The organism is Mesorhizobium sp. NFR06 (assembly GCF_900115245.1).
Taxonomy (GTDB): Bacteria; Pseudomonadota; Alphaproteobacteria; order Rhizobiales; family Rhizobiaceae; genus Mesorhizobium.
Genome location: NZ_FOVT01000003.1, coordinates 313,511 through 335,995, shown reverse-complemented (window position 1 = coordinate 335,995; position 22,485 = coordinate 313,511). Strand labels below are relative to the sequence as shown.

The following is a 22,485-nucleotide window of genomic DNA, read 5'->3' as shown; positions in this document are numbered from 1 at the left end:
GATGAGCGCGATCCATCTGCGGAATCTTGTCAAGAAATTCGGCGATTTCACCGCGCTGAAGACGATGGACCTCGAGATACCAGACGGCGAGTTCATGGCGCTGCTCGGGCCTTCCGGCTGCGGCAAGTCGACGACGATGAACATGATCGCCGGCATGGAGGAGCCGACCAGCGGCAAGATCCTGTTCGGCGAGCGTGACATGGCCGGCGTGCCGATGGGGCGGCGCGGCGTCGGCTTCGTCTTTCAGAACTATGCCATCTTCACCCATATGTCGGTGCGGCAGAACCTCGCCTACGGGCCGAGCATGCGCGGCGCCGGCAAGGCCGAGATCGACCGCCGCGTCGGCGCCATCGCCGAGATGCTGCAGCTTTCGCCATTGCTCGACCGCAAGGCGGACAGGCTTTCGGTCAACATCCTGCAACGCGTGGCGATCGGCCGCTCGGCGATCATGGAGCCGGCGATCTTCCTGCTCGACGAGCCGCTGTCCAATGTCGACGCGGCGTTCCGGGCAGTGATGCGCACCGAGCTCAAGCAGCTGCAGCGCCAGTTCAGGCAGACGATGGTCTATGTCACCCACGACCAGCTCGAAGCCATGACCATGGCCGACCGCATCGCGGTGATGGATCACGGTGTGCTGCAGCAGGTCGGCACGCCGCTCGAGGTCTACAACAATCCGGCCAATGTCTTCGTCGCCCGCTTCATCGGCGCGCCGGGCATGAACCTCATCAAGGGCAAGCCGGCGGCAAGCGATCGCGGGCTGGTGATCGATCTGGGACCGCTCGGCGTCACGCCGCCGTTGCCGGACGAGCTCGCTTCGGCCGTGAGAGCGGTGCGCGGCGACGTGCTCTACGGTTTCCGGCCCGAGCAGGTGGGGCTCGCCGAGCGCGGGCTGTCGATGCCGGTGACTTTCGTGGAGCGGATCGGCGCGCGCACCATCGTCCATCTCGGCGAAGGCGAGAGCGCGGTGAAGGCGGTGTTCGAGAACGATGTCGGGCTGTCGATCGGGCAGACGGCGGTCGTGGCGCCGCCGGCTTCGTCGGTGCGCGTCTTCGACGCCGCCACCGGCCTCGCAGTGAAGGCGGGCTGAACCATGGCCGATATCGTTTTCCGCAATGTCACCAAGCGCTACGGCGCAACGCTTGCCGTCGACGATGCTTCCTTTACCGTCGACGACAACGAGTTCTTTTGCTTCTTCGGGCCGCCGCTGTCCGGCAAGTCGACGATCCTGCGCCTGGTGCTGGGATTGGAAGTGCCGGATCAAGGCGAGATCCAGATCGGCGGCAAGCCGGTCAACGGCGTCTCGCCGGCTGAGCGCAACGTCGCCATGGTGTTCCAGAACCTGGCTTTGTTCCCGCATATGAGCGCGCGCGACAATGTCCGCTTCCCGCTGGTCGAGCGGAAGGTCGGCGAAGCCGAGATCGAGAAGCGGCTGGCCGATGTCGCTCAAAAACTTCACATCGGTCGCATCCTGCACAAGCCGCCGGCGCAGCTTTCGGGCGGCGAGCGGCAGCGGGTGGCGATCGCGCGCGCCCTGGTGCGCGACCCGGCAGCCTATCTGATGGACGATCCGATCTCGGCGCTCGATGCGCGGCTGCGCGAGGAGACGCGCGTCGAGCTGAAACGGATCCAGCGCGAGCTCGGCAAGACGCTGATCTATGTCACGCATGACCAGGAGGAGGCGATGTCGGTCGCCGACCGCATGGCGATCCTGGAAAACGGCCGGATCAGGCAGGTCGGCGCGCCGGCGGAAATCTACGACCGGCCGGCAAGCGCCTATGTGGCGCGCATGCTCGGCTCGCCGATAATGAACATCCTGCCGTCGGTGCGCGGCGCAAGCGGGATCGAGGCTGCTGAAGGGGCAATCCGCATTGCCGATGCCAAGGCGCCGGCCGAGGCGGTCGAGATCGGGCTGCGGCCGGAAGACGTCAAGGTCAAGCCCTGGATTGACAGCGAGATGGCGGATGGGGGCAAGGGCCGCCCGGCGCGGGTGTTCGAGGTCGAGCCGCTCGGCGGCTACACCGTCGTGACTTTAGCCGCCGGGCAGGCGCGGCTGCGGGCATTGCTGCGCGGCCAGCCCGACATCAAGCCGGACGCGATGGTGGCAATATCCTGCGAGCCGGCCCGCGTCCATTATTTCGGCCAGGATGGAGCCGCGCTGTGACGGCGGCCGCAAGCACTGAATTTCGGGAGGAAGAGATGGCAAGCAAAGGCTTCGAGCCGGACGTCAAGGTTCGCACCAGGGATTACAAGATCGGCTGCGTCGGGGCAGGCATGATCATGGCCGAGTGCCATCTGGCGGCCTACAAGGAAGCCGGCTTTCCGGTGGTGGCGATCGCCTCGCGCACCAAGGCGAATGCTCAGAAGGTCGCGACCCGCTGGGGCATTCCGACCGTGCACGACACGCCGGAACGGCTGATCGAGGATCCGAACGTCGAGATCATCGATCTCGCCTTCCCGCCGGACCAGCAGCCGGCGCTGATCCGCCACGCGCTGAAGCAGAAGCATATCAAGGCGATCCTGGCGCAGAAGCCGTTGGCGCTGTCGGTCGAGGAAGCCGTCAAGCTGCGCGACGAGGCCGCGAAAGCCGGCAAGATCCTCTCGGTCAACCAGAACATGCGCTACGACCAGTCGATGCGCGTCTTGAAGCAGATCATCGACGCTGGCGAGCTCGGCGACATCGTCTTCGCGCAGATCGACATGCACGCCATCCCGCACTGGCAGACCTTCCTCGAAGACTACGACCGGCTGACGCTCGCCAATATGAGTGTGCACCATCTCGACGTCTTGCGCTTCCTGTTCGGCGATCCCGACGAGATCACGACCCTGACGCGCAAGGACCCGCGGACGCGCTTCGATCATTCCGACGGCATCACCGTGTCGACGCTGCGCTTCCCGTCCGGCGTGCTTGCCGTGTCGCTGGAGGACGTTTGGTCCGGCCCGCGCCAGGAAGGCTACAAGGACGATCAGCACATCAACTGGCGCGTCGACGGCACCAAGGGCGTCGCCAAGGGAACGATCGGTTGGCCGACCGGTGCGGCCTCGACGCTGACTTATGCCTCGGCCGAGACCACCGGCGGCGAATGGGTGAGCCCAAGCTGGGAAACCATGTGGTTCCCGCATGCCTTCATCGGCGTGATGGAGCAGCTCCAGCACGCCGTGAAGACGGGCGCGCCGCCGGCGCTCTCCGTCGCCGACAACGTCAAGACGATGGCGCTGGTGGAGGCAGGCTATCGCTCGATGGCAGCGGGCCGGACGGTCAAGCTCTCCGAAATCCCGATCACCTGAAACAACCCGATCAACTGAAATCACTGGAAACTGAATCGCTTACAGGGAGGAATTCACATCATGATGCAGGCAGGTATTTTCACGGGCTATTTCCCGTACGGCCTCGAAGAGACGGCACAGAAGATCCGCGGCCTTGGTTTCAACACGGTGCAGCTCGACCTGCATTTCAAGGACATCGACCTTTCGGCGGGCCAGATCACCAAGGACAAGGCCAAGAAGGTGCGCGACACCTTCCGCGACCACAACCTGCCGATCTGCTGCGTGTCGGGCTACACGAACATCATCCATCCCGACAAGGCGGAGCGCGAAAAGCGCGTCGGCTATCTGAAGGAGATCATCCGCAATGCGCGCCATTTCGGCTCGCCTTACGTGATCTCGGAGACCGGCACCTACAACACCGAGTCCGACTGGGTGCACCATCCCAAGAACAAGACCGAGGAAGGTTTCGAGGAGTGCCGCAAGGTGATCGCCGACCTCGCCCAGACGGCTTACGACCATGGCGCGGTCTTCCTGCTCGAGACTTATGTCAATAACGTCGTCGGCTCGGTCGAGGAGACGGTGAAGATGTTCGCGCAGGTCGACCATCCCGGCCTCGGCCTGCTGATGGACCCGACCAACTATTTCGAGACCCACAACATCGACCGGATGGACCAGATCCTCAACCAGGTCTTCGACACGCTGACCGACAAGATCAGAATAGCCCACGCCAAGGACGTCAAGCGCTCGGGCGACGACAAGTCCGAGAAGCATGCCGATATCGGCGACGCCGACGCGATGGAAAGCCACACCTTCCGCGGTGTCGGCGAGATCGAGTTGCCGGCGCCGGGCCTCGGCTCGCTGAACTATGACCTCTACCTCAAGCGTCTGGCCGAGAAGCACCCGAACATCCCGGTCATCATCGAGCATCTGTCGGAAGAGGACGTGCCGCGCGCCAAGACGTTCCTCGACGGAAAGTTCCGCGCCAACGGCCTCTGACACCGCAAGGCGCCGCCTGTTTTGGAGCGGCGCCTGCATTCGCAAAGATACGGAGTGGAGGAAACGAGATGTTGAAGTTTGGATTGAAGCTGGCCGCCGCGGCGATCGTATTCGCCGGTGTCGCGTTCAGCTCTGCGGCGCAGGCCGCCGACGGCCAGAAGACGTTCTACCTTTTGTCGCATGGCGGTCCGTCCGATGCGTTCTGGATCGACTGGAATGCCGGCGCCACCAAGGCCTGCGACCAGCTCAAGGTCACCTGCAAGGTCTCCTTCAGCGGCGGCGACATGGCGGCGCAGAAAGAGGCCTTCAACTCGGCGCTCGCCGCCAAGCCCGACGGCATCGCCACCACCTCGGCGCAGCCGGGTCTCTGGACCGAGGAGGTGAAGGCTGCCAAGGCGGCCGGCATCCCGATCGTGTTCTTCAACACCGACGATCCGGCGACCGGACGCGAGGCCTATGTTGGCGCCGACCTCAAGGAAGCCGGCGCCACCTGGGCGAAGTATCTCGTCGACCACAAGATGGTGAAGCAGGGCGACAAGGTGTTTCTGCCGGTCGAGGTTCCCGGCGCCAGCTACCAGCAGCTCGAGACGGAAGGCATCGCCGGCGTCTTCGATCCGCTCGGCGTCAAATATGACGTGGTCGACTGCGGCACCGATCCGGCCGGCATCATCGCCAAGATGACCGACTATATGGTGGCCAACAATCCGCCGGCGATCATCGCGCTGGGCGACTCCGTGGCGGCCAGCGTCAAGCGGGTATTCGACGGCGCCGGCATCCCGGCCGGCAAGATCCCGGTCGTCGGCTGGGGCAATTCCAAGGAGACGGCCCAGGCGGTCAAGGACGGGTTCGTCAACGCCGCCGCCTGGCAGTATCCTTCGGCGCAAGGGTTCATGCCGGTCGCGCTGCTCGGACTCGCGGCTTCGGGCGAGCCGATCGGCTACGACATCCACACATTCGGCCTCTACGACGCGTCCAGCGTCGAACCGATCCTGAAGCTCTACGACAAAAAGTGAAGACCTGACGCCCGCCGCGCGCGCGGCGGGCGTCAGCCAAGCAGCATGGTTCAGCAAGTCATGGTTCAGCAAGTCGGAGCAATCACCGCGGAGGACGACGCAGGGCGCACAAAAGGCCGATCGAGCCTGATGCGCTCACCGCAATTCTCCTCCTTCGTCATCCTCGTCGTGCTTCTGGTGGTGTTCGCGGTCGCCGACGGCAATTTCCTGTCGCCGCTCAACATCTCCAACATGATGGCGTTCCTGCCGGAGCTCGGCATCATCGCGCTCGGCATGACGCTGCTTCTGACCGCTGGTGAATTCGACCTCTCGGTCGGCGCGGTGTTCGCGCTCGCCCCGGTGGTGGTGATGCTCCCGGTGCAGAACGCCGGCGTCGATATCGGCGTGGCGCTGCTTGCCGGGCTTTTGCTGTGCATCGCGATCGGCGCGATCAACGGCGTGATCGTCACCAAGATCGGCATCTCGTCCTTCCTGGTGACGCTGTCGATGCTTTTGGTCGTGCGCGGCGCGGCGCTCTACATCACGCAGGGCTTTCCGCTGAAGTCCTGGGACCAGCCGGGCTTCTTGGTCACGCTGCTCGCCGGCAGCTTCAACATCGGCGCGTTCCGTTTCTACACCTCGCTCTGGTGGTTCGTCGGCCTGTCGCTGCTCGCGGTCTATGTGCTGCGCTACGCCAAGCTCGGCAACTGGATCAGCGCCATCGGTTCCAACCGCAACGCGGCGGTGGCGCGCGGGGTGCCGGCCGATGCGGTCAAGATCTGGCTGTTCATTCTGACCTCGGTGCTTGCCGGGCTCGCCGGCATGATCAGCGCCTTCCGCATTTCGGCGGCCTCGCCGGTGGCGGGAACCGGCTATGAGCTCGAGGTAATCGCCATGGTGGTGGTCGGCGGCACGGCGCTCACCGGCGGCCGCGGCACCATCCTCGGCACCATCGTCGGCGCGCTGATGCTGCGCGCGATCCGCAACGGCATCGTGCTCGTCGGCGTGCCTGGGCTCGCCTACAACATCTTCGTCGGCGTCATCATCCTCGCCATGCTGATCCTGCACGCGCTGCTGCAGAAAAACGCCGCAAGGAGCTGAAGACGATGCAGGAAGTGCTCCGGCTGCAGAATCTGCAAAAATCCTTCGGCAGCGTGCGCGCGCTGAAGAACGCCTCGCTGACGCTCAAGGAGGGCGACGTGGTGGCGCTGCTCGGCGACAACGGCGCCGGCAAGTCGACGCTGATCAAGGCGATCTCCGGCGTCTTCCCGATCGATCGCGGCGATATCTATGTGCGGGGCGAGAAGGTCTCGATCCGCTCGACCCGCGAGGCGATGGACCTCGGCATCGAGACCATCCACCAGGACACCTCGCTCGCGCCCGACCTCAGCATCGCGCGCAATCTTTTCCTCGGTCGTGAGCCCGTCAATCTCAAATGGCTCGGCGTCTTCGCGCCGATCGATCTCGCCAAGCTGCGCGATGCGGCGTCGGCGCTGCTGAAGCGCGTCGGCATCTCGAAGAAGCTCGACGCCGACGCATTGGTCAGCACGTTGTCCGGCGGCGAGCGCCAGTCGATCGCGATCTCGCGCGCCATGCAGTTCGCCGCCAAGGTGATCATCCTCGACGAGCCGACCAACAATCTCGGCGTCGAGGAAACCCACGGCGTGCTGCGCTTCGTCAAGGAAATGCGCGAGGCAGGACATTCGGTGCTCTTGATCACCCACAATATCCACCATGTGTTCGAGGTCGCCGACCGCATCATCGTCATGCGGCGCGGCGAGATCGTCGCCGAGCAGACGGTCGCCGACACCGACCTTCTGACGGTGGAAAGCCTGATAACCGGCGCCGATGTGTCGGCCTTGATGAAAAGGGCGCAGTGACGGCATGGTGAAGCTCTACGGCCAGACGCTTTCACGCCGGCAGGTCGCCGAACGCTCCGGCATGCTGTCGCAATTCGCCGGCGTGCGGCTGATGACGCTCGGCGACGGCGTCGAGCGCGGCATCCGCATGCTCGAATTCCGCACCGGTTCGGGCCTGCGCTTTACCGCGCTCGTCGACCGGGCGCTCGACATCGCCGATTGCGAGTACAAGGGCCAGGCGATCGGTTGGCATTCGCCGAGCGGCTTCCGCCATCCCGGGCTGCACGACTACGAAGGCGAGGACGGGTTTGCCTGGGGGCGCTCCTTCTCCGGCCTGCTCGTAACCTGCGGGCTCGACCACATTCTCGGCCGCGACGAGGTGCCGGCCGAAAACTACAATTATCCGGGCCGCAAGACGGTAACGCATTCGCTGCATGGGCGCGTCGGCACCATCCCTGCGCGGCTCACCGGCTATGGCGAAAGCTGGGACGGCGATCGCTGCGCGCTGTGGGCGGAAGGCATCGTCCAGCAGGCGAGCGTGTTCGGCGAGGACCTGCACCTTATCCGCCGCATCGAGGCCGATGTCGGCGGCGGCGAGATCCGGGTTTCCGACCGTGTCGTCAACCACGGCTTCCACCGCACGCCGCATATGTATTTCTACCACGTCAATGTCGGGCATCCCCTGCTCGACGAAGGCTCTCGCTATCTCGCGCCGATCCGCGACGTGGTGTGGGCGGCGCATGCGGGCGAGCGCTACGAAGCGCAGAAGGTCGGCTACCGCACCATTCCGAAGCCAAAGTTCGGGTTCAGCGAACAGGTCTGGCAGCATGAGCTTGCCGCTGACGCCGGGGGCGAGGTGTCGGTGGCCGTCGTCAACGACCGCCTCGGCCTCGGCTTCGAGGTCGTCACTCGCAAGGACCAGTTGCCTTGTTGTTACGAGTGGCAGAATTTCCAGGCTGGCCAGTATGCGCTCGGCATCGAGCCGTCGACCCACCATGTGTTGGGCAACCTTGCCGCGCGCGAGCGCGGCGAGATGATCTGGCTGGAGCATGGCGAAGCCCGGGCCTATGACGCGGTGTTTCGCGTCCTCGACGGCCAGGATGCTATCGCCGGCGCCGAACGCAGGATCGCGGCCATCGCCCGCCAGCCCGAGCAGGATTATCCTCAGCCCTCCGGGAACTTCCCAAAACTGGCGGGCAGGGCATGAGCGCGACAATTGTCCATAGCAAGCTCTCCGGCCGGCGGACCGGATCGCCAGCGCTGCGTGAAGATTGGAGGCCAATGTGACGATGGCAAAAAAGCGCGATTACAGCCTTGTCGGCGAAAGCACGCGGCGAGCGATCGAGACCGGGCTCGCGTCGGCCGAGTGGTATCACACCGACGTGGCGCGCAAGACCATGAAGGTGCTGATGCAGCGTTCGGACGGGCCGGCGATCCGCGACACCATCATCTGGATCGCCGCGATCCTGGGCTCGGCCGCCGGCATCATCTGGTTCTGGGGAACGTGGTGGGTCGTACCGTTCCTGTTCGTCTATGGCGTGCTCTATGGTTCGTCGAGCGACTCGCGCTGGCATGAATGCGGCCACGGCACGGCGTTCCGCACGCGCTGGATGAGCGACGTCGTCTATCACATCGCTTCGTTCATGCTGATGCGCAATCCGGTGCAGTGGCGCTGGAGCCATGCCCGCCATCACACCGACACCATCATCGTCGGCCGCGACGCCGAGATTGCGGTGATGCGGCCGCCGGATCTGCTCAAAGCGGCACTCGCCTTCACCGGCATCCTCGACTTCCGCTATTCGCTGCCGACACTGGTGCGCCAGGCTTTTGGCAAATTGTCGGACGACGAGAAGAGCTACATCCCGGAGATTGAGCAGCATAAAGCGGTGATCGCGGCGCGCTGGCATATGGTTGTGTATGCCGCGACGATCGCCGTCGCGATCGCGCTCAAGTGGTGGATACCGCTGGTGCTGATCGGCCTGCCGCGCCTCTACGGCACCTGGCACATGGTCTTGACCGGCCTGCTGCAGCATATCGGGCTGGCCGACAACGTCACCGACCACCGGCTCAATACGCGCACCGTCTACATGAATCCGATCAGCCGGTTCATCTACTGGAACATGAATTACCATGTGGAGCACCACATGTTCCCGATGGTGCCGTACCACGCGCTGCCGAAGCTGCATGAGTTGATCAAGCACGATCTGCCGGAGCCGAACCCATCGATGTGGCACGCTTATCGCGAGGTCTGGCCGGTGCTGCTCAGGCAACTGAAATACGAGGATTACTATCTCAAGCGCGAATTGCCGCCGACGGCCAAGCCCTATCGCGGCGAGTTCCACGAGCTGGACATAACTGCCGCGGCCGCCGAATAGGCATCGCGGATCAATCCAGAGAGATAATGGCCGGAGAAGACGATGGCGGAATGGGTCGAGGCATGCGCGGTGGACGACGTGGACGAGGAGGACGTGATCCGCTTCGACCATGGCGGCCGCAGCTTTGCGATCTACCGCTCGCCGGACGACGAATTCTACGCCACCGACGGGTTCTGCACGCATGAAAAGGCGCATCTCGCCGACGGGTTGGTGATGGACGACATCATCGAGTGCCCTAAGCACAACGGCCGCTTCAACTACAAGACGGGCGAGGCGAAGGGCGCGCCGGTCTGCGTCAATCTCAAGACCTACCCGGTCAAGGTCGAGGCCGGTAAGGTGATGGTCGAGATCGGCTGAAAGCCAACAGACAAGGATGTATCGATGAGCCGAAAGAGACCGACCGTTGCTGATCTGCGCGCCATGAAGGGCAAGCGGCAATTGACCATGCTGCGCGTGCTGACGCTGGAAGAGGCCGAGGCCGCCGAGCGGGCCGGTATCGACATCGTCTCGGTACCGCCGGAGCTGGTGCTCAATCCGCAATATCGTGACGCCGCGCCCAGCCTCTTCACCATGCCGGGCGACAACTTCTTCGAGATCGGCACGGCCGACGATTTCGTGCGCTGGTCGTTCCGGCTCTACAAGGCAGGCGCCGACGCCGTCTATTGCAGCGCCGGCTATGCCACGATCAAGCGCATGGCCGACGATGCCATTCCGGTCATCGGCCATGTCGGGCTCATTCCGTCTCGCGCCACCTGGACCGGCGGCTTCAAGGCGGTCGGCAAGACCGCCGATACGGCCATGCAGGTGTTCGAGGCGGTCAAGCAACTGGAAGCCGCCGGCGCCATCGGCGCCGAGATCGAGGTCGTCCCGATTGAGGTGGCGAAGGCCATCTCAGAGCGCACGTCGCTGATCATGCTGTCGATGGGCGCGGGCAGCGACTGCGACGCGCAATATCTGTTTGCCGAAGATATTCTCGGCACCAATCGCGGGCACATGCCGCGCCACTCGAAAGTCTACCGCAACTTCGCCGCCGAGTACGACCGGCTGCAGGCTGAGCGCATCGCAGCCTTTTCCGAATACGTCGCCGACGTCAACAGCGGTGCCTATCCGGAAGACAGACATGTCGTGCGGATGGACCCGAATGAGCTCGCCCTCTTCATGAAGAAGGTAGACGCAAGGTCCTGAACCAAGAGCCGAAAAGCTTCAGCCTGTGGCCGGCGGACCTTGCCAAATTCCGCTGACGAGGGCGGCGTAAAGCGCTTCGGCGTCGATGCCGAGCGGTCGGTCTTCCTTGAGTGTCGCCACATGCGAACGCACGGCCGCGTGGATTGCGCCGGTGGCCGGTGCGAGCGTTATGCCCTCGCGCAGATCGACGGCCTGCGCCGCCGCCATCAGCTCGAACGCGACCACCCGCCGCCACAGCACGATCATCTCGGCGCATTTGGCGATGGCGAGCGGCGTCTGCGTGGCGTGATCCTCGACGCCTTCGGATACAGGCAGGAAATCGAGCATCACCGGATTGGCCTTGTGGCGGATCGCGGCCAGGATCGCCATCACCGTCTTCTGCAGCGGGACGAAGCCGGCGGAGGCGCCGCCGACCGGCGACAGGTATTTCGGCAGGCCATGGCGGGTCGAACCGCTGAGCTGGACGAAGCGGGCGGCTGATGCCGCCGCGCATTGCGCGATCGCCAGGCCAAGCGTTTCGAAGGCGAGCGCCAGCGAGGCGGTGTGAAAATTGCCGGTCGACATGACCAGCGCATCCTCGGCAAGCACCAGCGGGTTGTCCGCGGCGGCGTTGAGCTCGATCTCGGTGGCAAGCCTGGCATGGTCGATCGCCTGGATGAGCGCGCCGTGGATCGAGGGCATGCAGCGGATCGACAGCGGATCCTGGATGGTGGTCGGCGTCGGCGCCTCATCGCGCGCCAACATGTCGCGCAGCGCCTTTGCCGCCCGCTGCTGGCAGGCGCCTGGGCGTGCCTGATGCTGGCGCGGATCGAGGATAGTGCGATTGGCGCCGATGCCTTCCATCGTCAGCGCGCCGGCCTGTTGCTGTTGTTCGAGCGACGAGAGCGCATCGGCCAGCGCCAGCGCCCCGGTCCCGGTGGAAATCGCCGAGGCGTTGATCAGCGACAGACCGTCCTTCGGCGCGAGGCTGACGGGCGCGAGCCGCGCCATCATCAGCGCCTTGGCGGCAGGCATGCGGCGGCCCTGGTATTCAGCTTCGCCTTCGCCGATCAGCACGCGCGCAATCGCCGTCATCAGCAGAAGATCGCCGGCGCCGATCGAGCCCAGCGAAGGCATCACCGGATGGACGCCGGCATTGAGCGCCTCGACAAGCGCCGTGAACACGCGCGGCGACAGGCCCGACCCGCCAGAAGCGAGCATCGCTGCGCGGGCAAACATTGCCGCTCGCACGGTCGGCATGGGCAGAGCCTCGCCGACGGCGGCGCTGCGGCCTTCGATCGATTGGCGCTGGAAGGCGCTCGCGTCGCCTTCGACTGTCGTGGCGAGATTGGCACCCAGCCCGGTGTTCAGCCCATAGATCTGCTGGCCGCCGGCCGCGGCGGCGTCGAGCACCTGGCGCGCCTTGGCGAGCCGCTCGAGGACGGCGGGCGTAACTTCGACCTTGCAGGCGTTGCGCGCGGCGGCAGCAACATCCTCGATGCTGACGCCGGCGCCGGTGAGAACGAGGGGGCTCATGCGAAGCGCAGCCTCTGGCCGATGCCGGTTTCGCCGGCTTTGGCGAGCATGGCCTTGCCGAGCGCGATATCGGAAAGCGAGAGGCCGCGATGCCAGAACAGGATCGTCTCGTCGTCGCTTTCGCGTCCCGCCTTCCGACCGGCGGCGATCTGGCCGAGCTCGGCATGAAGCGTCGTCTCGCTCAGACGTCCGGTCTCGACATGGGCGCGCAGCGAGCCGAACTTGCCGCCCTTGCACTGGCCCCAGTCGTCGACGACGATTTTGGACATGATGTCTGTCAGCGACAGCTCCACGGCGCTCATCGTGCCATAGGGGACCACCAGCGCGCCGGGCTTGATCCATTCAGTCTTGAGCAGAGGCTGCGGCTCGTTGAGGCGAGAGGCCTCGACGACGATATCGGCGCCATCGACGCAGCTTTTCCAGTCGGCGACGGCGATGACTTTCTTGCCGAGATCGGCCGAAAGTTTCGCGGCAAAGCCGTCGCGGCTTTCCGGCCGGCGAGAATGGACGCGGATTTCGTCGAAGTCGAACAGGTGGTCGAGCAACCGCACGTTCCAATAGGCCGTGCCGCGCGCGCCGATATGGCCGAGCACCTTCGATGACCTCTTCGCCAGATGCCTGGCGCCGATTGCGGTCACGGCGCCGGTGCGCATGTCGGTGATGACGGTGGCGTCGAGGATGGCGCGCGGCGTGCCGGTGCGCGGATCGAAAAGATTGAGGATGCCGAATTCCGATGGCAGGCCGTGCATGTAATTGTCGACATAGTCGCCGACGATCTTGACGCCGGCCGCATCGAGCGGCGCCACATAGCCACGCAGCACATTGAAATGGCCGTGGAAGGACGGGTCGGGTTCGAGATGGACACGCGGCTCGATCACCGTGCGGCCGTTGCCCTGCGCGACGAGCCCGGCTTCGACGGCGCCAATGATCTCGGCGTCGGTCATGGCCAGCGCCTCGATGTCGAGAGCATTGAGGTAGTCGATATAGATGGGCTTCATGCGTGTTCCTCGGCTACCCGGCGTCTATCCATAACAGGCGATCGGCCCGCGCGGAAGTTTGTTGGATAAGCTCCGGACTGGCACTTTCTCGCGATCGGCCTGGCAGGTCTCGCGGCGTCGATGTCGGCGCCATCGCCGAAATCCACCAGATCATCAACCGGCTGGCCGACGAGGGTCTCGCCGTCGTGGTCATCTCGTCCTAACTGCCGGAGATCATGAACCTTTCCGATCGCATCCTCGTCTGCCGCCAGGGCCGCATCGTCGAGGAGTTCTCGCCGGCGGAGGCGACGGAGGAGAAAATCATGTACGCGGCAGTGCATTAGGGGCGGGGAAAAGAGTGGATGATCGTACCCATTGGGTCGAACACCATGGAGATTAGCCGAGGCGCCCTGTGCTTCGTCATCCTCGGGTCTGCGCGCGTCGCTACGCTCCTTGCTCCGCCCTAGAATGACGACGCTGAAGTGCTTCGGCCAAGCTCCGCGGCAGTGTGTTATCTCGAGCTAAAAAACTGAATTAGACAAATAGGTTAGCCGTTTGCGCGCAACGCTTGATTCAACGACCTCGACCAACGATTCAAACGAAAGGAAACGCCATGGCCACCACAAAACTGCTGAGCGACGCCGAGGTCGAAAAGATCCCCGCGGTCAAGGCCGTGTTCGACGACATCCGCGCGACGCGCAAATCCGACTTCGTCAACAATTTCTGGCGCGGGCTTGCCAACGACCCGGTCTCGCTGAAGCGGGTGTGGGAACAGCTCAAGGCCGTGATGGTCGCCGACAGCGCCATCGATCCGCTGACCAAGGAGATGATCTACATCGCTGTCTCGACCGCCAATGGCTGCTCCTACTGCGTCCACTCGCACACGGCGGCAGCGCGCGCCAAGGGCATGACCGATGCGCAGCATGGCGAGCTGGTGTCGATCATTGGGCTGGCGGGGCAGACCAATCACCTGGTCACGGCGATGCAGATTCCGCTCGATCCGCAGTTCGAGGTGAAGTGAGGCGCAGGGTTTCCCTTCTCCCACAGGGGGAGAAGGGGCAGTCGTGCTACACCGGCCGGTAAACCTTCTCCGCCGTGTTCCAGAAGATATCCGCCTCGGCCTTAGGGCCATGCTTTGCCACCGCCGCCCTGTGCGCCTTGATCAATTCAGCATGACTGGTCCACAGCTTCTCGATCGGGAAGTTCGAGCCGAACATCAGATGGTCGCTGCCGAGGATTTCGATCGCATTGTCGATGATATAGGCGATGAGCTCCGGGTCGTTGCGGTGCACGAACGTGCCGAGGCCTGAGAGCTTGGCGTAGAAATTGGGCGCCACTGCCAGCGTGCGCAGACCGGCCTTCCACGCCCTTGTTGTTTCCGGCTCCATGCCGGTCAGCATGCCGGCATGGGTGAGGATGAAATTGGTTTCAGGGTTTTCGCCGACCAGCGTGAGCCCATCCTTCATCTGCGCGGGAAAGAGCTGCAGGTCGAAGGAGAGGCCATAGTCCTTCAGCCGCGCCGCGTTTTTCCGCACCTTTGGGTCGATCACCTGGTCGGCCGAGGATGCGAAGCGGAAGGCTGGTGTTTCATGCCAGTGCAACTGCATGCGCACGCCGCGCAGCAGTTTGTATTTCATCAAGCGGTCGATCTGCGGGCGGACGTCGTCGACCGTCATGTCGGCATAGCCGACGATGGCATGCGGCCAGCCGGTTTCATCCGCAGTCTTTTGCAGGAACGCGACTTCCTTCTCAAAGTCCTCCTTGGCCCAGTTGGTCTGGACATAGACGGCCTTCTCGACGCCGGAGCCTTTCTGGTCTTCGAGGAATTCCGTGATCGGGTAGTCGCGGCGGATCGGCTCGTAAGGGCCGAAGATGCGCGGCACCATCGGCCCGACGAGCCAGGGCTGATCCTTCTGGCGCCAGATGTGGAAATGCGCGTCGATGACTTTCTGCATCACGATACCCTTTTCCAGATGGCTGCCGCCGCCGGAGCGGGACGGGCGAGCGTCAGGATGAAATCGGTGAGGCTCTCCAGCGACGAGCCGTCGACCAGGTCGTCGAGCACGGGCAGGATGGCGCGGAGTGCTGCCGTCCCTGGTTGAAAGCGCGGATCGCCGGCGAGCGGCGTCGCCAGCGACAGCCGGAAGGCGCGGGCGCTGAGGCGCCGCATCGCGATCTCCAGTTCGGCATGGCTGCCGCGTTCCAGGCCGTCGGACAGGATGACGACGCAGGCGCCGCGCGCAAAGGCGGAAAAACGCGGCACCGAAAGGAAGGCGAGCAATGTCGGGCCCATACGGGTGCCGCCGTCCCAGTCGTCGACCAGGGCTGCCGCACGGGCCAGCGCCTGATTGCGGTCGCGAATGCGCAGTGCCGAGGTGATGCGAGTGAGCCGCGTGCCGAAGGTGAAGATTTCCGCGCGATCCGCACCTTGCACGGCGGTGTGGGCAAGCTTGAGATAGTCGGCCGTGTGCAGTTTCATCGAGCCCGAGACATCGATCAGCAGGAGCAGTTTTCGCGATACGCTCTGCCGGCGGCGCAGCAGCGGCGAGGGGATGTCGCCATCGGCGCTGACGATTTCGCTGAGCGAGCGGCGCAGGTCGAGCGTGCCGCGCGAGCGGGTGCGGGTGGTGCGGAAGGAACGGCGCGCGGGCAGGGCGGAGGCGAGCCTGCGGCGGAACAGCCCAAGGCCATCGGGATCGCGCCGGAAATCGCGGCTGCTCAGCTGTTCGAGCGCGGAGGACAGCTCGCCGCCTTTCTCCTGGCGGGCGATCTGGTTCTCTTTCTCGCGCGCGCCGCGATCGTCCTTGACGCGGGTTTCGTCGTCGTTATCGCCTTCCATGGAAGGTTTGGCGTCGCCGTAGAAGAAGAAGCGAAAATGCGTTTCGAATTCGGCGCGGCGGTCGGGCGAAGGTGCCAGCGTCGCGAGCGCTGCCTCGCGGATATCATTCATAGAACGCGGCCCAAGCAGGGTCGCAGCCTGCATGAAGCCGGCCACCTGTTCCGGTGCGATGGGGAAGGCGTGATCGCGAAGCAAACGGGCAAAGCCGAGAAAGGGCGCGGCGGCGCGGGGGAGGCTTTCCTCTCCCCGTTGACGGGGAGAGGATGCCGGCAGGCAGGTGAGGGGCGGCGCCGACTTTTGCCCAGTATGGCGCTGCCCCTCATCCGCCCCTTCGGGGCACCTTCTCCCCGTGAACGGGGAGAAGGGATCGTTGAGGTCGCCCATCACGCCAGTGCCTCCTCGACAATCCTCCCGAGCTCCGGCGCGATGGCAGCCAGGTCCTCCTCGTCCTTGATCAGCACGCCGATGGCGCGGCGGAAGGCTTCCGGCCATGGGCTGCCGCCTTTTTCGAGGATGGTCGCGGCATTGGCCCATTCGACCGCCTCGGCGATGCCTGGCGGCTTGGCCAGAGGCCTCGCGCGGATCTCCTGCACAGCAATCGCCACGGCGCGCGCCGTCGCCTCGGCAACGTGACCTGAGCGCAGCATGATGATCTCAGCCTCGCGCTGGGCGTCGGGATAGCCGATCCAGTGATAGACGCAGCGCCGGCGCAGCGCTTCGGCAAGCTCGCGCGTGCGGTTGGAGGTCAGGATGACGATGGGCTGTGTCTCGGCGCGGATGGTGCCGCGTTCCGGAATGCTGATCTGGAAGTCGGAGAGGAATTCGAGCAGCAGCGCTTCGAATTCATGGTCGGAGCGGTCGATCTCGTCGACCAGAAGCACGCGTTGCTCAGGCGCGCGCAGCACCTGCAGCAGCGGCCGGGCGATCAGGAAGCGGTCGTCATAGATGTCGATCTCGTGCTCGCCAGCGTGGCGGATGGCGAGCAACTGGCGCTGGTAGTTCCACTCGTAGAGCGCATGCCCGGCGTCGATACCTTCATAGCATTGCAGGCGCACGAGTTCGCGGCCAAGCAGTTCGGCGATCGCCTTCGCGGCTTCGGTCTTGCCGACGCCAGGCGCGCCTTCCAGCAGCAGCGGCTTGCCCAACCGGATCGCCAGGAAGATCACGGTGGCGAGGCTGTCGTCGGCCAGGTAGCGCGAAGCGGCGAGAAGCGCGGCTACCGCTTCCGGGGAAGCCGCGATCTCTGCTGCGTCTGCGCGCGTCATCATCCGCTCAGCCTGCGGCCTGCGCCTTCAACGCGCGCAGGATGCGTTCGGGCGTGATCGGCAGCGTGTCGATGCGCACGCCGACAGCGTCGAAGACGGCATTGGCAACCGCCGGTATCTGCGGGTTGGCGCACATCTCGCCCGGACCCTTGGCCCCGAACGGCCCGTCGGAGGACGGGCGCTCCAAGACGATGATTTCGGTCTCGGCCAAATCGCCGGGGCCTGGCATCAGATACTGGTTGAAATCGGTGCCGCCATGGTCACGGTTCGGATAGTACGGCTCGGTCGTCTCGTAGAGCGCGTGGCTGATGCCCATCCAGGAGCCGCCGACCAGCTGCTGCTCGACCATTTTCGGGTTGAGCGCGCGGCCGATCTCGAAGACGTTCTTGACGTTGAGCACCGTCACCTCGCCGGTCTCGTCGTCGACCTCGACTTCGGCTACCGTACAGGCATGGGCGTAGCAGGTGGAGGGCTTCATCGCGCCGGTCTCTTTCTCAGGATAGGAGCGCGGGATCAAGAACATGCCGCGGCCGGAAATCGAGCGGCCGCGCTTGAAATGCGCGGATAGCGCGACATCGAAGATCGAGATCGATTTTTGCGGCGCGCCCTTCACCCGTATGTTGCCCTGGCCATCGGTCTCGAGGTCGGATGCGTTCACCTCCAGCTCCTCGGCGGCCACTTCCAGCATCACCTGGCGGGCTTCCTTGGCCGCCTGGATGACGGCGTTGCCGGCGCGGTGCGTGCCGCGCGAGGCGAAGGTACCCATGCAATGCGGGCCGGTGTCGGTGTCGGCGGTGTCGACGATAACGCGGTCGGTCGGCACGCCGATCGTCTCGGCGCAGATCTGTGCCATGATCTGCTTCATGCCCTGGCCCAGATCGACGCTGGAGAGAGTCACCATGAAATTGCCGGTCGGCGTCGAATGCACCAGCGCCTGGGTCGGGTCGCCGCCGAGGTTCATGCCCGTCGGATAGTTGATCGCAGCGACGCCGCGCCCACGCCGGATCGCCATCTCAGGCTCCTTTCCGGTAGGAGGACATCGCCATGTATTTTTCCGCCACCGGCCAGTTGGCGGCGCGCGAGGCTTCCTGCATGCATTCGATCAGCGCAGCACCCTCGGTCGGCTGGCGATGCGCCTTCATGTCGCCGTCGCGATAGGCGTTGATGAAGCGGAGTTCGAGCGGGTCCATGCCGATCAGCCGCGCCAGCTTGTCCATCTGCACCTCGAGCGCGAAGTCGCCGATGGTGACGCCAAAGCCGCGCATCGCCGACGAAGGGGTGCGGTTGGTATAGACGCAATAGGTGTCGATCCAGACATTCGGGATCGTGTAAGGGCCGGGATAATGTGCGGCACCTTTCTGCGCGCCATAGGGCGAGTGGCGCGAATAGGCGCCGGCATCGGTGTAGCCCGTCACCTTGCGTGCGACGATGCGGCCGTCCTTCATGACGCCGTCCTTGATGACGACTTTCTCGGCCGCGCGGGGTGACGAAATCTGCATCTCCTCCTCGCGGCTGTAGATAAAACAGACCGGGCGTCCGGTCAGCTTGGCGGCGAGGATGGCGATCGGCTCGACGATGACATCGACCTTGCCGCCGAACCCGCCGCCGACCGTGCCGCCGACGAAGTGCAGCTTCGAGCCCTGCATCTGCAGAATGATCGAGGCGTTGTCGAGGGTGAAGAACATCGCCTGCGTGTTGGTGTAGCAGGTGAAGCGGTCGTTGCCCTCGGGCGCCACGACGCAGCCCGTCGTCTCGGTCGGCGCGTGCTCGATCGGCGAGGACTGGTAGCTCTGTTCGAGAATGTGGTCGGCCTGGGCAAAGCCTGCCTCGACATCGCCGAAGCGCACTTTGCGGCACTCGCCGCTGTCGTAGAGATAATAGTTCTGCCCGTGATATTCATTGACCAGTGGCGCGCCGGGCTTCAGCGCTTCCTCCATGTCGAAGACGGCCGGCAGCACCTCATAGTCGACCTTGACCTTGGCGGCGGCCTCCTGCGCGGCGCGCTCGGTTTCGGCCAGCACCGCAACCACGGCCTCGCCCTTCCAGCGCACCTTGCCGTCGGCCAGCACGGTCTCGTCTTCAGGTCCGATCTGGATCAGGATCAGGATGGTGTAGACATTGTGCGGCACGTCCCTGGCGGTCAGCACCTTGACGACGCCTGGATGCTTTTCCGCTTCGGATGTGTCGATCGAGCGGATGCGGGCGTGATGGTGCGGACTGCGCACCATCTTCAGATGCAGCATGCCGGGAAAATTACGGTCGGCGAAATAGGCGGTCTTGCCGGTGACATGTCCAGGGGAATCGAGCCGCGGCCTGGGCTGGCCGATCTCGTTGAGGCCGTCCGTGCGGACATCGGCGAAGTAATCCTTGCGCAGTTCCATGGCTCGGTCCCTCAGGCGACGTTCTGCGAATTGGCGCGCGCGGCGCTCAGCACCGCCTGGATAATCGGCTCGTAGCCGGTGCAGCGGCAGACGTTGCCTGACAGCGCCTCGACGACGTCCTCGCGGCTGGGGTTCGGCGTGCGGTCGAGCAGCACTTTCGCCGCCATGATCATGCCTGGCGTGCAGAAGCCGCACTGCGTGGCGAAGCCATCGAGGAAGGCGCGCTGCAGCGGATGCAGCACGCCGCCTTCGGCGAGGCCGGCGGTGGTTTTGATATTGGCGCCGCCGCAGGTTTCAGCGAGCGTGAGGCAGGAAAGCCTCAATTCGCCGTCGATGATGACGGAGCAGGCGCCGCAGGTGCCCTGGTGGCAGCCGCCTTTCGGCGAAGTGTCGCCGATCTTGTCACGCAGCGCGTTGAGCAGCGTCGTGCCGCTTTCGACGAACTCGGCTTTCTCCGAGCCGTTGAGTGTGAACTGAACCGGAACCTTCGCCATTTTACCTCCCCGTGCGCGCCTGCCCGGACTGGCCGGACAGACGCGCGTCCCCCAACGATCGGATCAACCAACAAGCAGCCGACCGAGATGGACCGGCAGGACCTCGGCGCGATACCAGGCGCTGGCGATCGGATCGGTGATCGGCGACGTTCCGGCGCCCGCGGCGGCCAGCGCGGGCGCGATCTCCTTGGACGTCAGCTTGCAGCCAAGCAGCGCCTTCTCCGCCGCCTTGGCCCGCATCGGGCGGTCGGCCATGCAGCCAAACGCGATCCGCGCCGAAGTCACCACGCCATCGGACGTGCGCTGCAGGAGCGCGGCGATGCTCAGCACCGAGACGCCCTTTGGCTTGACCCGCGAGACCTTTCGGAAGCGGAAGCTTTCTGCCGCGGGCAAGGGAAAGGCGACGGCGGTGACCACGGCGCGGCTGGCATTACGGCCAGTCAAGAAAGTCTCGATCGGCATTTCGCCGTCTTCGGTGACGACGATGGCGTCGAGCGCCAGCAACGCCACGGTGAAGTCGCCGTAAGGGGCAGGCGCGAACAAATTGCCGCCGACGGTCGCCATGTTACGGATCGCCGGCCCGCCGACGGCCCGCGCGGCCGGCGAAAGTGCGTTGAGTTCGGGATGGCGCGCGACCGCTGCCATGGTGACGGACGCGCCGAGTCTGGCCTTGCCGCCGGAAACCGCGATCCGCGAGAGGCTGGGATCGGTGACGCGGACAAGGCTGGAGAGGGAGACGTCGCCTTCATTGGCGGCGCGCACCACCAGCGTGCCGCCGCCGAGATAGCGAGCGCCGGCGGCCTGCAAGGCTGCACTGGCGTCTTTCACGGTCGAGAAGGTCTGCAGCGCGAGCGACATGGTGCGCTCCCGTCAGCTCTGGCCGGCGAAGTGGGCTTTCAGGGCGTTGAAGCCGCCCTGGAAGACATTGGCGCCCATGCCCTCGGCCAGCTTGTCGGCTTCCTCGGGCGCGGCGTCGAAGCTCGCGCTCCATTCGGCATAGGTGCGGTTGCCGTCGGTCACGCGCCGCAATTGCAGCGTCGCCTTGTGGTTGGTGAGCGGCTGCGGCGTTTCAAGGATCGAGTAGCTGACCAGGAAATTTTCGTCGGAGAAGTCGAGCAGTTGTTCGCGCAGCCGCGCGCCGCTGACCAGTTTGAAGTTACGCACGCAGCCGATCGTGGCTGCGTTCTTGCCGTCCTCGATATGGCTTTCGACCATGCGCGGGTGCCAGCTCGGCAAGCCGTTGAAGTCGCGAATGCGCGCCCAAACCTGCTCGACCGGCGCGTCGATGACGCTGGAAATGGTGACTTTCGCCATAGACTTCTTCCCTCGCAATGATCGGGGAAAGTTAGCGCCTCTGACGCGTCGGCGCTTATCAATGCGTCTCGAGCGCGTATCAACCAGTCGGAAAAAGCGGCGGCGACGGATGAACCCGCAACGGTTCAGGACATGGCTCTCGCCGCTTCGCGATAGAGCGTCGGCGGCACGCCGACATGATCGCGGAAGAAGCGCGAGAAATTGCCTTGGGTGGTGAAGCCGAGATTGCAGGCGACCGAGATCAGCGGTGCCTCCGACCACTGCAACTGGCGTACGGCTTCCTCCATGCGCAGCGTGTTCCAATAGACGTTCGGCGTCAGATTGGTCTGTTCCTTGAAGAGCGCGAAGAAATGCGGCCGGGACAGGCCGACCGAACGAGCGACGTCGTCGAAGCATATGCGCTCGCAGACATTGGCCTTCATCAATTGGATCGCCTTGCGGACCCGGAAATCGAGCATCGTGTTGATCCGCGCACACGCCGCCAGGGGCGCGGAGGCATCGGCGGCGTCGAGCACGGAGTCGATGAAACGCTCGATCTCGTAGTTGGCGACGTCGTCGATGCTTTCGTTGTCGGTCAGATGGTCGAGCAGGTTCGCCGCCGCCTGGTGCAGCCACGGCTCCAGCGTGATCGCCGCCTGCCTAAACAACGGCGCCGAGGAGGGCAGGTCGCGGCGCCGGCGCGCCCAGTCGGGATCGATGTAGAAGGCGAGGAACAGGCCGGGCCTGCCGTCATGCGAAAGCGCGTGACTGTGCGGCTGGAACGAGTTGATACCGGCTGCTGTAGCGGGTCCGAGCCGCACCGTCTCGCGGCCGATCGTCATTTCGCCGGCCGTGCCTTCCAGCCAGATGATGAGATGTGCCTCGCCATGGGCATGGGTGACGAAGTCGTTGGCGACGTTCAGCACGGAGACATGTCCGAACCGGCCCCAATAGAGCCTGATCGCGTCCGTCATGGGTACAATTCCTCCCGCAGGCGACTGGCCTCCCTTCGCCTGCCCGGGAATAGTGCGGTTGTGCCCCGGCCCGCGT

At 64.7% G+C, this 22,485-nt stretch carries 23 protein-coding genes and 1 pseudogene; 13 read left to right on the top strand and 11 right to left on the bottom strand.

The annotated features are described in order from the left end of the window. Window position 1: 1 nt before the first annotated feature. The 11 genes from F3H96_RS08310 (at window position 2) to F3H96_RS08260 (ending at window position 10,671) form a co-directional block, all read left to right on the top strand. Window positions 2-1,087 (top strand): ABC transporter ATP-binding protein, encoded by a 1,086-nt coding sequence (locus F3H96_RS08310; RefSeq protein ID WP_149791457.1) that lies wholly within the window; start codon window positions 2-4, stop codon window positions 1,085-1,087. Between the two features lie 3 nt (window positions 1,088-1,090). Beyond that, window positions 1,091-2,161: an ABC transporter ATP-binding protein gene (locus tag F3H96_RS08305; protein WP_149791456.1), complete on the top strand. Its 1,071-nt coding sequence runs from the start codon at window positions 1,091-1,093 to the stop codon at window positions 2,159-2,161. 35 nt (window positions 2,162-2,196) lie between these two features. Further along, a complete protein-coding gene (locus F3H96_RS08300) occupies window positions 2,197-3,285 on the top strand; it encodes a Gfo/Idh/MocA family oxidoreductase (RefSeq protein WP_149791455.1) in 1,089 nt (362 codons plus the stop codon). Window positions 3,286-3,345: 60 nt separating this feature from the next. Beyond that, entirely contained in the window at window positions 3,346-4,260 is a 915-nt protein-coding gene (locus F3H96_RS08295) for a sugar phosphate isomerase/epimerase (protein WP_149791454.1), read from the top strand. Window positions 4,261-4,328: 68 nt separating this feature from the next. Continuing rightward, window positions 4,329-5,273, top strand: coding sequence for a substrate-binding domain-containing protein (locus F3H96_RS08290; protein WP_149791453.1), 945 nt, complete (start codon window positions 4,329-4,331; stop codon window positions 5,271-5,273). A gap of 60 nt (window positions 5,274-5,333) precedes the next feature. Continuing rightward, window positions 5,334-6,353 carry an ABC transporter permease gene (locus F3H96_RS08285; protein ID WP_188131322.1) on the top strand — a complete coding sequence of 340 codons (1,020 nt, stop codon included), beginning with the start codon at window positions 5,334-5,336 and terminating at the stop codon, window positions 6,351-6,353. A gap of 5 nt (window positions 6,354-6,358) precedes the next feature. Further along, the gene (locus F3H96_RS08280) at window positions 6,359-7,132 is read left to right on the top strand and encodes an ATP-binding cassette domain-containing protein (protein WP_149791451.1); all 774 of its coding nucleotides are present in this window, start codon (window positions 6,359-6,361) and stop codon (window positions 7,130-7,132) included. 4 nt (window positions 7,133-7,136) lie between these two features. Then, window positions 7,137-8,318, top strand: coding sequence for an aldose 1-epimerase family protein (locus F3H96_RS08275; protein WP_149791450.1), 1,182 nt, complete (start codon window positions 7,137-7,139; stop codon window positions 8,316-8,318). Between the two features lie 82 nt (window positions 8,319-8,400). Next, window positions 8,401-9,486, top strand: a complete 1,086-nt coding sequence (locus F3H96_RS08270; RefSeq protein WP_149791565.1) for a fatty acid desaturase family protein — start codon at window positions 8,401-8,403, stop codon at window positions 9,484-9,486. Between the two features lie 42 nt (window positions 9,487-9,528). Then, the gene (locus F3H96_RS08265; RefSeq protein ID WP_149791449.1) at window positions 9,529-9,843 is read left to right on the top strand and encodes a MocE family 2Fe-2S type ferredoxin; all 315 of its coding nucleotides are present in this window, start codon (window positions 9,529-9,531) and stop codon (window positions 9,841-9,843) included. 24 nt (window positions 9,844-9,867) lie between these two features. After that, a complete protein-coding gene (locus F3H96_RS08260; protein WP_149791448.1) occupies window positions 9,868-10,671 on the top strand; it encodes a 3-methyl-2-oxobutanoate hydroxymethyltransferase in 804 nt (267 codons plus the stop codon). Between the two features lie 18 nt (window positions 10,672-10,689). On the opposite strand, the gene hutH is transcribed toward F3H96_RS08260, so the two are convergent. Continuing rightward, entirely contained in the window at window positions 10,690-12,186 is a 1,497-nt protein-coding gene (gene hutH / locus F3H96_RS08255) for a histidine ammonia-lyase (protein ID WP_149791447.1), read from the bottom strand. Next, on the bottom strand, window positions 12,183-13,184 hold the full coding sequence (locus F3H96_RS08250; protein ID WP_149791446.1) for an ornithine cyclodeaminase family protein: 1,002 nt from the start codon (window positions 13,182-13,184) through the stop codon (window positions 12,183-12,185). Before F3H96_RS08250 ends, hutH begins: the two co-directional genes overlap by 4 nt. Window positions 13,185-13,291: 107 nt before the next feature. Between F3H96_RS08250 and F3H96_RS08245 the strand changes: the two are divergent. Both F3H96_RS08245 and F3H96_RS08240 read left to right on the top strand, forming a co-directional pair. After that, window positions 13,292-13,507: pseudogene (locus tag F3H96_RS08245) on the top strand (sugar ABC transporter ATP-binding protein); the annotation flags it as partial. Between the two features lie 269 nt (window positions 13,508-13,776). Further along, a complete protein-coding gene (locus F3H96_RS08240; RefSeq protein ID WP_149791445.1) occupies window positions 13,777-14,184 on the top strand; it encodes a carboxymuconolactone decarboxylase family protein in 408 nt (135 codons plus the stop codon). A 46-nt stretch (window positions 14,185-14,230) separates the two neighbouring features. On the opposite strand, the gene F3H96_RS08235 is transcribed toward F3H96_RS08240, so the two are convergent. The 9 genes from F3H96_RS08235 to F3H96_RS08195 form a co-directional block, all read right to left on the bottom strand. Further along, a complete protein-coding gene (locus F3H96_RS08235) occupies window positions 14,231-15,118 on the bottom strand; it encodes an amidohydrolase (protein WP_188131321.1) in 888 nt (295 codons plus the stop codon). Continuing rightward, window positions 15,118-16,389, bottom strand: coding sequence for a VWA domain-containing protein (locus tag F3H96_RS08230; protein WP_348530050.1), 1,272 nt, complete (start codon window positions 16,387-16,389; stop codon window positions 15,118-15,120). The genes F3H96_RS08235 and F3H96_RS08230 overlap by 1 nt, the downstream gene beginning before the upstream one ends. Beyond that, the gene (locus tag F3H96_RS08225) at window positions 16,386-17,270 is read right to left on the bottom strand and encodes a MoxR family ATPase (RefSeq protein WP_188131320.1); all 885 of its coding nucleotides are present in this window, start codon (window positions 17,268-17,270) and stop codon (window positions 16,386-16,388) included. The genes F3H96_RS08230 and F3H96_RS08225 overlap by 4 nt, the downstream gene beginning before the upstream one ends. Window positions 17,271-17,274: 4 nt before the next feature. Then, on the bottom strand, window positions 17,275-18,279 hold the full coding sequence (locus tag F3H96_RS31495) for a molybdopterin cofactor-binding domain-containing protein (protein WP_149791442.1): 1,005 nt from the start codon (window positions 18,277-18,279) through the stop codon (window positions 17,275-17,277). Between the two features lies 1 nt (window position 18,280). Continuing rightward, the gene (locus F3H96_RS31490) at window positions 18,281-19,648 is read right to left on the bottom strand and encodes a xanthine dehydrogenase family protein molybdopterin-binding subunit (protein ID WP_149791441.1); all 1,368 of its coding nucleotides are present in this window, start codon (window positions 19,646-19,648) and stop codon (window positions 18,281-18,283) included. A gap of 11 nt (window positions 19,649-19,659) precedes the next feature. Beyond that, entirely contained in the window at window positions 19,660-20,142 is a 483-nt protein-coding gene (locus F3H96_RS08210) for a (2Fe-2S)-binding protein (protein ID WP_149791440.1), read from the bottom strand. 63 nt (window positions 20,143-20,205) lie between these two features. Continuing rightward, the gene (locus tag F3H96_RS08205) at window positions 20,206-21,000 is read right to left on the bottom strand and encodes an FAD binding domain-containing protein (RefSeq protein WP_149791439.1); all 795 of its coding nucleotides are present in this window, start codon (window positions 20,998-21,000) and stop codon (window positions 20,206-20,208) included. A 12-nt stretch (window positions 21,001-21,012) separates the two neighbouring features. Continuing rightward, entirely contained in the window at window positions 21,013-21,456 is a 444-nt protein-coding gene (locus F3H96_RS08200; RefSeq protein ID WP_149791438.1) for an SRPBCC family protein, read from the bottom strand. 125 nt (window positions 21,457-21,581) lie between these two features. Continuing rightward, window positions 21,582-22,409 (bottom strand): AraC family transcriptional regulator, encoded by an 828-nt coding sequence (locus tag F3H96_RS08195; RefSeq protein ID WP_149791437.1) that lies wholly within the window; start codon window positions 22,407-22,409, stop codon window positions 21,582-21,584. Between the last annotated feature and the right edge of the window lie 76 nt (window positions 22,410-22,485).